Below are 14,225 nucleotides of genomic sequence, written 5' to 3'. Positions count from 1 at the left end.
GCACGACCTCACGCGGTAAGCTCCGTGTTCAGCTGATCGAGGAGGTCGTCGACATGATTGCCGAGATCACGTAGGGCTCCGTCGATGCCGCCCTTGTCGGTGAAGGGTGCTTGGTCGAGGTCGTCGGCGGTGATGCCGGCGGATGATGCAATTATTCCAACCATGCGGTCGAGCCACCACCTTTCGAGGGGACTGAAGGTCGTTCCGGCTTGTGCTTGCTGCGCGAGCCAGGCGGCGTAGCGCTCCCGGACCTGGTCGGCGTAAGGAACGAGCTGCTTGTCGACTCCGACGGTATAGCGCAGCAGAGAGACCAGGTCGGTCAGGGTGTGGTGGTCGCTGTGGCGAACCCGGTCGACGTCGACGGCGGCGTAGGCATCCCAGATGAGATCGGGCGTCCAGTTGTACGGCGGCCGGGAGATCCGGTCGGCGAGCTCCTGGATGTCGGCGAAGGCGAGACGCCGTTCCTTGGCCTCCGTGGCAAGCTGGATGGCTGTGATCTCGGCGCGGTGCTCCTTCAAGTAGGCGGTCCATGAGGCGACGATGGACTTGGCCCTCGTGGTGTCGACGACGCCGTGCGCGTCGATGAGGGTGTCTTGGTTGACCTCGTCGATGACCCGGTCGTGGGTCGCCCTGAGCTCGAGGATGCGCGCCCGTAGCTCCGGGTTGGCGGCGAGCGGTTTGATCGCCTCATCGAGCACGTCCTGGATAGCGGCCTCACGATCTGTCGCCTCCTCGGCGATGTGCGCCTGGGTGTCGGGGTCGACTGCATCGACCAGGGCCCGGACGATGTCGCGCACCGGTGCCCCGGCCACGTCGTCGAGCTCGGCGCGCTCCTGCGGGGTGAGCTCCAGCTCCAGCTTGGCCAGGCGGGAGGCGAGGGTGGCGGTCTCGTCCTCGGTCAGGGACAGTGCTGCCGCCTTGTCGAGCAGCTTCTTGAGCGGGACCGCCTTGTCTCGGTTAAGGGGTGGTTCGACGAAGTCATGTTCGGTAACCCCGACGGCGTCGACGATGACGAACCGGGTCTTGGCGGTGGCGTCAGGGGTCACGGACTGGAAGTCGGCCGGTGCGATGGTGCGCGCTCCGCGGCCCTTCATCTGCTCGAAGTACTGCGCGGAGCGGACGTCGCGCATGAAGAAGACGCACTCGAGGGGTTTGACGTCCGTGCCGGTGGCGATCATGTCGACGGTGACCGCGATCCGCAGGGAGGGTGACGTGCGGAAGGCCTGCAGTTGCCCCTTGGGGTCTCGGGCGGCGTAGGTGATCTTGGCGGCGAAGTCGTTCCCCTTGCCGAACACCTCTCGGACGGTGGTGACGATCTCTTCCGCGTGCGCGTCGTCCTTGGCGAAGATCAGCGTCTTCGGCACGGTCGAGCGGCCGGGGAAGATCTCGGTGAACAGCCGATCCCGGAACGTCTCCAGGACGAGGCGGATCTGGGATTTCGCGGTGACGGCCCGGTCGAGCTGCTTGTGGGTGTACTCGTAGTCCTCCTCGAGCTGCTCCAGGCGCTCCTTCCGGGTGCGGCGGTCGACCTTGGGCACGAACAGGCCCGCGTCGATCGTGGCGCCCTTCTCTGAGATGTTCGTGCGGATCCGGTAGAGGTCGAAGTCGACGTTGACCCGGTCGGCGACGGACTGGGGGTAGGTGTACTCCGAGACGAGGTTCTGGCGGAAGAACGCGAAGGTCTGTTTGCCGGGGGTGGCGGTGAGGCCGACGACGTGGGCGTCGAAGTACTCCAGGACGCCGCGCCACACCCCGTAGATGGAGCGGTGCGCCTCGTCGACGATCACTAGGTCGAACGTCTCCGGCGGCATCGCGGGGTTGTACGCGACCGCTACCGGTGCGTCGGGGACGTAGTCATCGAGGCCGGGGTCATCGCCAGTGGTGACCTCTTCGTTCTCCAAGGCCTTGAAGACGCGCTGGATGGTCGAAACGACGACGCTGGAGGACTGGAGCATGCCGGCGGAGGACAGCTTGTCGACGCCGTAGATCTCGGTGAACCGCCGGCCGTCGCCAGGCGTCCGGTAGTTCTGGAACTCGGCGAGAGTCTGCTCGGCGAGGTTGTTGCGGTCGACGAGGAACAGGATCCGTTGGAACCCGCCGAATCGCAGCAGCCGGTAGGCGGTGGTCACGGCGGTGAAGGTCTTGCCGGCGCCGGTGGCCATCTGCACCAGCGACCGGTCGAACTGCTGGTTGATGAGGCTGTTCTCGATGCCGCCGATGGCGGTGATCTGAGCGGGGCGCAGCGGCCGGGTGTCGAGCTCGGGAAGATGGCGGACTCTGGCGCGCCACGTCGGCTGGTCTGGGTCGGCTTCCGCGTCGCGGAGGATCTTGGCCAGCGTGCCCGGCCTGGGGAAGTTGAACAGTCGTCGTGCTCGGGCGTCGGGGTCGTAGCCGTTGGTGAAGTGGGTCTCGGTGCCGCTTGCCTCGAACACGAATGGGAGACGTCCGTCGACGGTCAGCGCGCGGAGCCGCACGTCCGTCGGAAGGCCCTCGGCGTACATGCCTGACTGCCACTCGACCCCGGAAAGAGCGGTGCCCTCCGGCTTGGCCTCGATGACGCCCACGGCCTTCTTGTCCACGTAAAGGACGTAGTCGGCCCGACCGTGGCCGGCCTTCATGACCACCTCCCGGCAGGCCACGCCGTCGGAGGCGAACAGGTTCAGGTCCTTCTTGTCCTGGACCGCCCAGCCCGCGCTGGTCAGCTGGCGGTCGATGACCACCCGGGCCCGCTGCTCAGCTGCGAGCCTCGCCGCGCCGTCGAGTTCCCCCACGGGAGTCACGATAGCCAGCATGCTGACGCCAGATAGGACATATCGCTCCGTCACGACGAAAACTCTGAGCCTCCACGCATGACTGCGCCGGCCACGGGCCGAAGGCAACCGCCGGGAATTTGGCGGAGCGAATGGCCTCCTCGGTTGGAGACCTGGATCCGAACGACCGCTGGGCGGAGCCACCGACTGTGTCCCGACGAGCGGCTTACCTCGGGACGATGGCCCCGTCTTGGAGCCGGACTCCTGAGCAGTCCGCAAAAAGTCCGCAAGACCACCAGCGGGTGCCAACGCTGACCGACGCCTCGCGAGCCGTTTTTGCAGGCCACAGCCCCTCAGCCAACGTCACCAACGATGACCGACGCTGCGGGGGTAGTTCTGGATCTACTAGTGCCGTCTGCCTTACGCTGCCGCTGCCGACAGATCCCACAACACAGCTCTAAGCCCGTCGAGGCACATCTGTGTTTATTTCGCCCTTGGTAGCTCGAACACCTCTTCGCACGTCACGACGCGTTCGCGCGGCGGGATGGCCGAGGCAATGCAGTTCAGCAGGGTGGTCTTGCCCGCTAATTGCTAGTCTGCCCCCATGCCCAAGCATGCAGTCATCTACGCCCGCATCTCCCAGGACCGCACCGGGGAAGGGGGCGGCGTCACGCGCCAACTCGCCGACTGCCGAGCGGAGGCTCAGCGACGTGGATGGCCCGTCGTTGCCGAGTTCGTCGACGACGACGTGTCGGCCTACAACGGCAAGACCCGTCCGCAGTACCGGGCGATGCTCGACGCGATCCGCGACCGGCAAGCCGATGCGGTGCTGGTCTGGCACATGGACCGGCTGCACCGAAGGCCCATCGAACTTGAAGAGTTCGCCGACGTCTGCGCCAGAGCCGGGGTCGGTGACGTGGTGACCCTGCACGGGGAGTTCGACCTGGGAAGCAGCGACGGACTGTTTGTGGCGCGCTTGATGGGTGCTGTGGCCGCTAACGAGTCGGACGCCAAGTCACGCCGGACCAAGCGCAAGCAGTTGGAACTCGCCCAAGCCGGTAAGCCGTCCGGTGGTGGACCTCGGGCGTACGGGTACCAAGCAGATCGAGTCACCCTGGACGAGGCCGAGGCGGCAGTCATTCGCGACCTGGCATCGCGACTCCTAGCAGGTGAGCCGCTGACCAGCCTGACGACCTGGCTTCAGGACAGCGGCGTGCGAACCGTCATGGGCAAGGAATGGCGCACGCCGACCCTGCGGAATCTGCTGAAGTCGCCACGGATTGCCGGGCTCCGCGAGCACCAAGGGCAGGTCATCGGCAAAGCGGTGTGGCCCGCGATCATCACCGAGGAGGAACACAGCCAGATCCTCGCGCTTCTGAGTGACCCGTCGCGGCGCACCAACCGAACCCCTCGCCGTTACCTGCTCTCGGGTCTCTGTCGCTGCGGCAGGTGTGGGGCGAAGATGGTCACCGGGCAGAGCCGGAACCGTCGCCGGTACATGTGCCGTTCCGGACCGGACTTCGGGGGCTGCGGCGGAACCATGATCAGTGCAACCGTTGAGGAACTGGTCGTCGATGCCATCCTGTACCGGCTCGACACTCCGGAACTTGCGGCGGCAATCGACGGACGCCATCGGGCGGACGAGAGCAGCGCGGCCCTGAGCGAGTCCATCGCCGCCGACGCCGCGAAGCTGGAGGAGCTGGCCGAGATGTGGGCCGCAGGCGAACTCACCCGACCGGAGTGGCGAGCCGCCCGACAAACCCTCGACGCGCGACTCATCGCGAACCGCCGCAGACAGGTCCAGCAGGCCGGCTCGACCGTGATCGCCGGCCACATGGGAAACGCCAGCGCCCTACGCGCCGCATGGGGCAGCGGCGACATGCCGCTAGGCCAACAGGCCGCCATCGTCCGAGCCCTCGTGGACCACGTGATCATCCGTCCCGGCACGATGGGAGCCCGCAGCATCGACCCGTCCCGCGTCGAGATCCACTGGCGGTTGTGAGCGCCGTCGCGGCGGGTCCTCGGCGCTGGCGCGCCGTGCGGGCCCTCCCCGACCACCGCCCACCAGCCTGCCCACCTGGCTCAGCGTCGAGGAATCGGTAACGAACACCGGTACCCCCGACCGAGCACAGGACGCAGCGACCCACGCCGCCAACTCCTCTCCGGTCAGCCGCGCCATTGCACCCACACCGCAGCCGCACCCTGCCAGCCCTCAACCTCAGCCGACGACCAGAACACATCTGGTGGCCCGCCCATGGCCCCCGCCGCATGCTCCAAGACCTCCGCACGGGTAGCACCCCGAATCAGGATCGTGCGCGGCGTGAAGCCCTGCGCCACATCGAAGCGATGCAGCCCCGCAGGACGCAGCACCCCATCACGGTCATCATCGAACGACTTCGCCACGTACTTCGACAGGTACCCCGCAGCCTTGCGAGCCTCGGCAAACGAGCCGGAACCCGCCGGGAGATCGCCCAGCAACTTGATGTGCACGAAGCCGTGACCCCACGCCTCCTCAATGAGCCCACGCGGCACGAACTTGCCGACCGCGAAATGCAGATGCAGCCCATGACCGGACTTGTGCCACTCGGGCACCCACACGTACGGGAACGACTCCCCACCAAGCGACTGCCGCAGCCCTCGGAAGAACAGACCCACATCGCGCCGCGCCTGCCTTGGGTCGTGACACCCCTCACCGCGATACGTCAGCGTTCCCAGCCGGTTTAGCCGGTTGGCCGCGCAGTACCGGCGCATCCGCGAACGGGCGCGACGACCCGCCTCTAATCGGGCCCGCGCAGGATCAGCTGCCGACCCGCGCCTCCCCCCACCCCTCCGCTCCTGGCGCGAGGAAACGAAGCAGCCCCCCGCCTCCCCGGCAGCGGCACATAACGACAACGACCATCCCGAGAAGGTAGGCGGCACACGGACCGACGACGACACGATGACTCCACAGCAACGAGAACGGAGCCCCCGGTACGCGGAAAGGACCGGGAGCCATTGGCTCGACCGGTCCTGTGTGAGTTAGTTGATCAGGGCGACCTGTGCCCCTGCGGATGAGCAGTCAGTCGTGGTCCCGTCACCCTGCGATGTCTGCGTGAACGCTCTCTCGTCGTTCCTGGCTCGCTTAGCGCCCTCGGGCAAGGGCATCGTTTTGTTGTGTTTGTCTTCGCCCCCGGTCAGAGGCGCCGCACGCACATCACAGCAGCGCATACCCAGGCAGCAACATCAGCCGTTTGGTCACCTATGCGGTCGCCGTCCCGCCGCGCCACTCTCTGGCCCGCTCCTCCGCGCCGTCAAGGGTCCGCTACGCCGCTGCGCGCCCTTGACACGCTCCCCCGCAGCCCGACGACGGCCGCTATGGGACGACGCCCACCCCTGTCCAGCAGCCCGACGAGTTGTGTTGCTAATTCAAGTCAAGAGCCGCCACGCACGACACCAAGCAACTGGCCGACCCTAGCCAGTACTCTCATCCTCTCCATCGTCCGGGGCTTCAAGGTCAAACGCGAAACGGACCCCGCGTGTCCCTTCGTACTCCGGATCCTTTTTGATCTCTCCCGCCTCGATCGCCTCACGACGAGCTTGAACCTGAGCCAGGGCCCCATCCAACAAAGGACCACCGTCGGCTGGCGGCTCATACGATGTCATTGCCGGATAGATCTGTTCCGACTCAGAGATGATCGAAGCAGCTTGCGCCATCAGCTTTGAGTCAGGCGTAGGACCGAAGATTTGGCCGGACACGACGCGCTTCAGCAGATCAACGCAATACACGAGGTCATCGTCGGCGTTTCCCGCTTTCGTCCATGCCAGTTCACGCCTCGCTTCGCGCACCAGTCGCCGGACTGCGGCCTCAGAGACCTCCGCACCCCAGATCGTCTGCCAAGGGAGGCTGGCTGTCCCTAAGATCGGACGCACACTATGCACCTGCTCGCTGCCGCCACGCAGCATACGCAGGAAGAACTCCGTAACGTTCTGGTGAGGCCCGAACTGCTTTATCTTTCGACCAAGAGGGATCACGTATGGAGGCGGCAGGAAAGTCACGTGCGCCATGCCGTCATACAAAGCTTCCCGATACGCGTCCTCAAGATCTTGGGGCACATCCTTCACCACCATACGCCGGATAGCCATCGTCACCGAATTTGAGCCGGGCAGGTCAAATTGGAGGAACTCATCCGCAGGGTTAGTGTCTGCGCCAATGCGCAACGCAATTTCTTGAATGAAGCCCGCAGATGCGAACTGCTTACCTCTGGACGAAGGGGGGCTTGCCTGGCTGGATTGCGTAGCGAGCTCCCCCAGAAAGTCCCCCAGCAACTCGCGCCGGTCGTGATCGTTGAACTTCGACGCCGGGTCGAGAACGATGGTCCGCAGACCGACGTCCTTATAGAGTTCGTCGAGGACAGGATTGGGCCCTAGGCGAAGGATGTACGAGGGCCGCCTATCCGATTCAGGAATGTCCTGCATCATCTGCATCAACTTGAACCAAATGAGCCGGATATTGATGTCGCGGAACGAGTACCCCATGTACAGGACCGATCTACCCAACAGATCTGATCGGAATTTAAGATCCATCGGCGACTCAAAGTCAAGTCGTTTGTAATAAGCGGACTCTGTTAGAACCAGCGTTCCCTCATGACGCAAGTCACCGTGATATTTAATTATTTGCGTGTCTCGCGTATTTACCTGAGCAACGTCCTTTGGTAGCGCAACAACTGAGAATGACAGTCCCAGCGCGCGGTACGTTTTTTCAAGCATGTCATCGTAGTTCGTTGTATATATCTGAGGGGCACCTAGGTTTGCCAGTTCTACGTGAGGCGTTGACGTCGCAGGCCTAATGTCCCTTCCAACCATGCCTTGCTCGATCACATGGCGCAGGGGACCAATGCGTCGATCGGATTTGATGTACAGGTACTCCGCAATTTGCAGGAAGTCGCTGTTCGCATAGTCATTGATTTCCTCGAAGCTCAGACCCACGTCGAGCTCCTTGCACAGATTGGCGAGCAACTGACCCCAGTCTGGGAGCCCCAAGGTCAGCGAGAAGCCCGCTCCAACGAAGGGGATCACTCGTCGCTCCGAGACGGCTGCAACGAGCTCCTCGGGCATACGAAAGGCCCGCCTGCGTCTGATGACATCTACCACCGCGTCAGTATGTCCCAGGGTGACGACATTTTCTCGTGTTCACCCCATCCCAACAGATGGGGTTGCATTGACGATTCGTCGGCTTGCCGGCTTGGGTGCCGCCCGCGACGAGGATGTTGAGTCCGGCCGCGACGGCTGCGCTGAGGAAGGCGGCCGAGGCGGGCGTCAACGTCCCGAGCCGTACCAGGTCCTCGAGATGCGAAGCCTTGACGACGAACTTGCGGACGTTGACGGACCAGTGCGTGCGGGTGATGTCCGGGATGACGACGTGCAGCCGCGAGCCGTCCGGAAGCACGGCATCGACGAAGGGGCTGGACAGGTCTACCCGCCGGCCGCTGGACTTGAGCATCCGCTCCACCAGATCCCGTACCTCGTCGGCGGTCAGGATCGTCGTCGTGAGCTCTGCCACGCCTGCACGGGCGACGAACACCTTCGTCGGCTCGTTGATCCAGATCTCCTCGACGGTCGGGTCGTCGAAGTACCGCTGCAGCGGACCGAACCCCGCTACGGCGTCGACTACCGACTTGACGGCGTCCTCCACGTCGCTCAGGACCGGAAGTCCCCCGTGCAGGGAGCGCTCCTCGTAGTCCGCCACAGCATCGCGCACCAGCCGGTCGAGCTCTCGACCGTCCTTCGCCGGATCGAGACCCGAGCGGCGAATGAGCTCCCGAACCTCGGACTCCACCGTCGCCACTGCAGTCATGCGCCCACCCCCCTGGTAGCACGATCACCCTGCCATCCCGACGCACTCCGCGGCTAGGTTCCCCCGTTACCTTCGGTTCACTTAACTTTGCGTCGAATCACTGGACGGGGCCGGGAGGAGTCCTGGCACCCCGAGACCAGTGGACAACCGGCACAGCCAGGCTCCGCGCCCCTAGCGTTCCTCCGTGCTGCTTCGCCTGTCCGTCGTCACCGAGCACCCGACAACCGCCGCCGAGCCCTCCACAACCGTCACCGAGGTGGAGGTGGAAGCGCCGGAGGGCACGACCACCCAGGAGCTCGCCGATGCCCTGAGCCGACACCTGGGCCTTCCGGACTCCCCCGACCGGACGATCTGGGTCGGCGGGCAGGCGGTTGGACCTCTCACTCGTCCAGGGTCTGCGCCGCTGCTCGACGGCGCCGCCGTGGCGCTCGCGTCAGGGCGGCGGACGGAGCAGCAGCAGCCCCAACGGCCCTCGCCAGTGGCGCTCGCGGTCACTCATGGTCCGGACGCTGGTCACGTGCTCTGGATGGTCAGCGGTCGGTACACCATCGGACGGTCCCGGGAGGCCGACCTGTGTCTCGCCGACGCGAGACTGTCTCGGCTCCATGCCGAGGTCGTGGTCACCGCCGACGGTGTCACGGTTCGAGACCTCGGCTCGCTCAACGGGACGCGCCTGGACGGCGAGCCGGTGGACTCACGCCCCTGCCGCCTGGAGGCCGAAGCTCCCATCACCCTGGGCGACACCATGCTCGTCCTGCGCCTACCGCATGCGCTGCCGGCCCCCACGGTCGAGCGGGGTGACGGGACGCGAGGAGTGAACCGCCGACCACGCCTGCCATCCGCTCCCCCGGCGCTCTCCGTCGCTCTCCCCAGCCCACCCAGGGCGCCGCAACCCGTGCGGTTGCCCTGGCTGCCCATACTCCTTCCCCTCCCGGTGGCCGCCGTGATGGCCTTCGCCGTCAGCCCCGCGATGATGGCCTTCGCGCTGATGACGCCGCTCATGATGGGCGGGACTGCGGTGAGTGACCGATGGGGGTCTCGACGCCGCTATGCCGCGGAGCTGGCCGAGCATCGACGGGCGTACGACGCGGCGATGGCAAGCGCTCGAGCGACCGCGGCTCAGTCGGCCGCAGCGCTACGACACGCCTATCCCGATGCTGCTGAGCTGCTCGAGATCGCGACTGGGCCGTCGCCCCGGTTGTGGGAGCGTGGAGCAGGTGACGATGACGCCCTCGCCGTGAGCGTCGGGCTCTGCACCCGAGCCTCCCCGGTTCGGCTGCTGGCGCCAGCCGAAGGGCATAGCGCCGACCACGTGCTCATGGGAAGAGTGCCCTGCGTCATACCCCTCGCCGCCGTGGGAGTGCTGGGCATCTGCGGCGATCGTCGCCGAGTGGCCGGTGTGGCTCACCTGCTCCTCGGCCAGCTTGCTACCCTGCACCCTCCCACCGAGGTCGACTTCGTCGTCGTGGGCGCCGAGAGTGGGACTCAGCAGCGCTGGGAGTGGCTCCAACGGCTGCCTCATCAACGAGGCCCGAACGGAGCTCGGCGGTCTGGCACCGCGGCCGTGCTGGACTGGGACGAAGCCGTCGCCCGGTCCACCATCGGCCGGCTCGCCGAGGTTGTCCGGGGGCGGACGCAGGCCAGTCCCGGACCCACGCAGCCCTGGGGCGGGCCCTGGACGGTCCTCGTGCTGGACGGCGCTGCCGCACTACGACGTCTCCCAGGCCTGCCTGTCGTCCTCCGGAAGGGACTGGCGGTAGGGGTATGCACCATCGCGCTGGACCAGGCGGGCGCCTTGCTTCCGACGGAGTGCGCAGCAGTGCTCGACGTAACGCAGTCCGAGCATCCGACGCTGGTGGGGGCCGGCCGCGAACCTGAGGTGCTGGAGGGCTTCGACGCCGCCGGCGACTGGTGGTCCGACAGGTTGAGCCGGGCGCTGGCGCCGCTGCGCGACACCACGGCCGCCGCCCGCACCGGCGCGGGCTTGGTCGCCTCTGTCGCACTGGGCCAGCTCCTGGGTCAGCGGCCGGGCTCCAGATCCGTGGCGGCCGGCTGGGAAGCGCGACCACACGCCACCCGCGTACCGGTCGGCCTCACTGTCGACGGCACGTGGTGGCTGGACCTGGCTGCGGACGGGCCGCACGTCCTGGTGGCGGGGACGACGGGATCCGGCAAGTCCGAGCTGTTGCGGACGCTGGTGGCCTCTCTGGCCCTTCACAACCGGCCGGAGCACCTGTCGTTCGTCCTGGTGGACTACAAGGGAGGTGCTGCCTTCCGAGACTGCGCAGTGTTGCCGCACACCGCCGGAGTCGTCACCGACCTCGACGAGCACCTCGCGGAGCGTGCCTTGACGTCCTTGCGCTCGGAGCTCCGGCGGCGGGAGCGGATCCTCGCAGGTGCCGAGGTGACGGACTTCCTTGCCTACCAGGGAAGCCCGCACGGTGCCGCGGCTCCACTGGCGAGGCTGGTCGTCGTCGTGGACGAGTTCAGGGCACTCGCCGAGGAGCTCCCCTCCTTCGTCGACGGTATGGTGCGCGTCGCCTCCCTGGGTCGCTCGCTCGGCGTCCACCTCGTCCTGGCGACGCAGCGTCCGGCCGGGGTGGTCACCTGGGACATCAGGGCGAACATGAACCTTCGCGTCGCGCTGCGCGTCAGGGACGCGGCCGACTCGTCCGACGTCATCGACGCTCCCGACGCGGCCGGCCTGGCGCAGGACACTCCCGGGCGCGGGTTCGCCCGCACGGGTGACGGCGGCCTGACGTTGTTCCACGCCGCCCACGTGGGCGGGCAGCCGGCACGCCGGCTCGACGGCATCAACGTTCGCACGGTGACGTTCGGCGACCCCGTCCTCTCATCCCTGCCCTCGGCGAGCGACGAGGGCAGCGAGCTCGGCGAGATCGTCACGGCAGTAAGGGGGGCGGCAGCGCAGCTCGCGGCCACGAGCAGCCGCCCCGCGTGGCTTCCTGTCCTGCCGGAGGACGTGCGCTGGTACTCTCTGCCACCCACCGAGGGCGGCGATCTCACGGCCTCAGTGGGGCTGGCCGACTATCCGGAACGACAGAAGCAGCTGCCCCTGGTGGTCGACCTGCGGCTGCCCGGACACTGGGGGCTCATAGGGTCGAGCGGGAGCGGCCGCTCGACGGCCCTGCTGACCACGGCACAGGCGTTCTCGGCGAGGCTCGATGCAACGCAGCTGCATCTGCACGCGGTCAGCAGCGGTTCCTTGGCGGCCCTCACGGAACTGCCGCAGTGTGGGACGCACGTCGACTCCGCCGACATCGCCCGGCTCGAGCGCTTCCTGGGACGACTCGCCGAGGAGGTCGCCGGGCGCCGAGGACGGCTGTCCAGGAGTCCACGCCGCTCGCTGGCCCCGCGGCAGGCCGACCACCCGGTCCCGCGCTCGGACGCGGGTCCGCCCATGCTCGTCCTGATCGACGACTGGCAGCTGCTCAGCCACCATCTCGAAGAGGCTCAGCCGACCCTCGTGGGAAGGCTGACCGCTCTCCTGCGCGAGGGTGAGGCAGTGGGCGTGCGCGCAATGGTCGCTGGTGACAGGTCACTCCTGCTCGGCCCGATCGCCTCGGTACTCTCGCGCAGGGTGCTGCTCCGTCTGGCCGACCCGACCGATGCCATCCTCGCCGGCCTGGCCCCTTCCAGGGTTCCGCGTCGTCAGCCACCCGGCCGGGGACTCCTGCTCGACGGCACGGAGGTCCAGCTCGCAACACCCACCCCGACATCCACGCCGAAACCCACGCCGACGACCACCGCGACACTCGTCGGAGGGACCATCGGAGCGGGCACCGCTCCCACGTCACCCGTGACGCCTGCATACGCCACGGCGTTCAGGATGGTCGACCTTCCCGACCACGTCAGCGAGACCAGCCTGTCGACGCACCGGCGGGCGGGCGTGGTTCTCGCAGGGGTCGGCGGCGACAGTGGTGACCCGGTCGGACTGTCGCTGGTCGACGACGGTCGGCGTTGGCTGGTGTGCGGGGCCGCGGGCAGTGGGGTGTCGACCACGTTGCTGGTGCTGGCCCGTGGCCTGTTGCAGCAAGGGCACCCGCTGGCGGTCGTCGCCGGCCGACCCGGTGCCTTGGACAGGCTGCGCGACGACCCACGGGTGGCGCTGTGGTCCCATCCCGACCAGCCGGAGCCACTCGTCGACCTCCGCCGCCGGGTGAGCTCCTTGGCTGTGGTGGTGGACCTGGCCCACGACGTGGTGGACAGTCCGGTCGAGCCGGCACTGCAGGAGATGGCCAGGCTGGTGGATGCGCACCACGGCGTCGTCATCTGCGGGGCAGATCCCAGCAGGATGGCGACTCAGTATCGCGGGTTGGCGGTCGACCTGAGCCGGCATCGCACCGGCATCCTGCTAGGTCCACGGACCGCCGGTGACGCAGAGCTGTTCGGGCTGCGGCTGGCCCCGGCTGCGCGTCCGGTGCCGGGCCGCGGGCATCTGCTTCGCCAGGGAGCCGCGATACCAGTCCAAGTGGCATCGCCGGACCAGACGGCCTCGGAGGCCCAGCGCCGTTGCTGACGTTCCAGACCCGGCCGCGTGGTCGGCACCTCGCATGGCGAGGTCAGGCAGTGCCGCCGTTGCCGGGGCTGCTGCGCACCGCAGCGACGATCCCCAGCAGCGCGACCAGAGCCACGAGAGCCCCCACGACCGCCCGGTCGCCCTGCACCAAGCTCCACGCGACCGGCAGGAGCAGCAGGTTCCACACGACCGTGGGGGCGTTCGGCCAGCTGGCTCCCCGCCACCACGCGCGACCCAACAGGCCGAGAGCCACAGCGGTGAGGGCGATGAGCACCGCGGACATGACGGTTCGACTGGGGTCGTCGCCCTCGCCCCGGGCCAGCTCCCACAGGTAGAAGGCGCAGAACGCCAGCAGCACGACTGCCTCGACAGCGCAGACCAGAGCCGCGACGGCACGGAACCTCCCGGGTCGGTGGGCCTGCTCGACGCCCCCGGTCCCGCGCGGTTCGCTCACGACGGCCACAGTAGGTCCTGGTGCGTGCCAAGTCAGGGGCGCCCCGTCTCGCAATGTGACCAAAGCCTCACGTTTGCGAGACGGTCTCACGGCCTGGGACCTGCCCAAAAGCCCTTCCATCTGTGAGGCTGGAACAGAAACATGCGCCAACCCGTTGGCAGAGGAGCGTGCAGCCCTTCAAAATGGGGCGCGCGTGCGTTTCATCCTGTGTGGAAATGGCACCCGGAACTCCGGTGACCCGCGACTGCCCAGGTGCACGACCCCGCACACACCGCAATGACGCGTCCGTGCCGTGAGGTCCGCAACCGGGGACCTCGTCGCACTGGGCGTACCCCTGTCATCACAAGGAGCACGATCTTCATGGATTGGCGCGACCGCGCTGCCTGCCTCGACGAGGACCCGGAGCTGTTCTTCCCCATCGGGAACACCGGCCCCGCGATTCTCCAGATCGAGGAGGCCAAGGCTGTTTGCCGACGCTGTGAAGTTATCGACGTGTGCCTCAAGTGGGCCATCGAGTCCGGCCAGGACGCCGGCGTCTGGGGTGGCATGTCCGAAGACGAGCGTCGCGCGCTGAAGCGCCGCAACGCTCGCGCCCGTCGCGCCGGCTGACTTCTCTCGTCGCGTGCCCCGCGACGCGCCTTGGCGCGTTGT

General features: G+C 67.2%; 7 protein-coding genes and 1 pseudogene. 3 read left to right on the top strand and 5 right to left on the bottom strand.

Annotated elements, in window-relative coordinates; translation table 11 throughout:
• Positions 1 to 8: 8 nt before the first annotated feature.
• The gene (locus PHA84_RS02615; protein WP_270886531.1) at positions 9 to 2,771 is read right to left on the bottom strand and encodes a type I restriction endonuclease subunit R; all 2,763 of its coding nucleotides are present in this window, start codon (positions 2,769 to 2,771) and stop codon (positions 9 to 11) included.
• Positions 2,772 to 3,354: 583 nt separating this feature from the next.
• Here PHA84_RS02615 and PHA84_RS02610 point away from each other — a divergent pair.
• Positions 3,355 to 4,752 carry a recombinase family protein gene (locus tag PHA84_RS02610; protein WP_270886530.1) on the top strand — a complete coding sequence of 466 codons (1,398 nt, stop codon included), beginning with the start codon at positions 3,355 to 3,357 and terminating at the stop codon, positions 4,750 to 4,752.
• Positions 4,753 to 4,916: 164 nt separating this feature from the next.
• Here the strand turns inward: PHA84_RS02610 and PHA84_RS02605 are convergent, their stop codons facing one another.
• The 3 genes and pseudogenes from PHA84_RS02605 to PHA84_RS02595 form a co-directional block, all read right to left on the bottom strand.
• Positions 4,917 to 5,501, bottom strand: coding sequence for a rolling circle replication-associated protein (locus PHA84_RS02605; RefSeq protein WP_442952804.1), 585 nt, complete (start codon positions 5,499 to 5,501; stop codon positions 4,917 to 4,919).
• A gap of 699 nt (positions 5,502 to 6,200) precedes the next feature.
• The gene (locus PHA84_RS02600; protein ID WP_270886528.1) at positions 6,201 to 7,844 is read right to left on the bottom strand and encodes an SIR2 family protein; all 1,644 of its coding nucleotides are present in this window, start codon (positions 7,842 to 7,844) and stop codon (positions 6,201 to 6,203) included.
• Between the two features lie 100 nt (positions 7,845 to 7,944).
• Positions 7,945 to 8,583, bottom strand: a pseudogene (locus tag PHA84_RS02595) (ATPase, T2SS/T4P/T4SS family); the annotation flags it as partial.
• Positions 8,584 to 8,767: 184 nt separating this feature from the next.
• On the opposite strand from PHA84_RS02595, the gene PHA84_RS02590 reads away from it, so the two are divergent.
• Positions 8,768 to 13,120: an FtsK/SpoIIIE domain-containing protein gene (locus tag PHA84_RS02590; RefSeq protein ID WP_270886527.1), complete on the top strand. Its 4,353-nt coding sequence runs from the start codon at positions 8,768 to 8,770 to the stop codon at positions 13,118 to 13,120.
• Between the two features lie 43 nt (positions 13,121 to 13,163).
• Here the strand turns inward: PHA84_RS02590 and PHA84_RS02585 are convergent, their stop codons facing one another.
• The gene (locus tag PHA84_RS02585; protein ID WP_270886526.1) at positions 13,164 to 13,574 is read right to left on the bottom strand and encodes a hypothetical protein; all 411 of its coding nucleotides are present in this window, start codon (positions 13,572 to 13,574) and stop codon (positions 13,164 to 13,166) included.
• A gap of 360 nt (positions 13,575 to 13,934) precedes the next feature.
• On the opposite strand from PHA84_RS02585, the gene PHA84_RS02580 reads away from it, so the two are divergent.
• Positions 13,935 to 14,183, top strand: a complete 249-nt coding sequence (locus PHA84_RS02580; RefSeq protein ID WP_270886525.1) for a WhiB family transcriptional regulator — start codon at positions 13,935 to 13,937, stop codon at positions 14,181 to 14,183.
• Positions 14,184 to 14,225 lie beyond the last annotated feature (42 nt).

Origin of the sequence: Pedococcus sp. 5OH_020 (assembly GCF_027812955.1) — a bacterium.
GTDB lineage: Bacteria > Actinomycetota > Actinomycetes > Actinomycetales > Dermatophilaceae > Pedococcus.
This window is presented reverse-complemented; position numbering and strand designations above follow the sequence as displayed.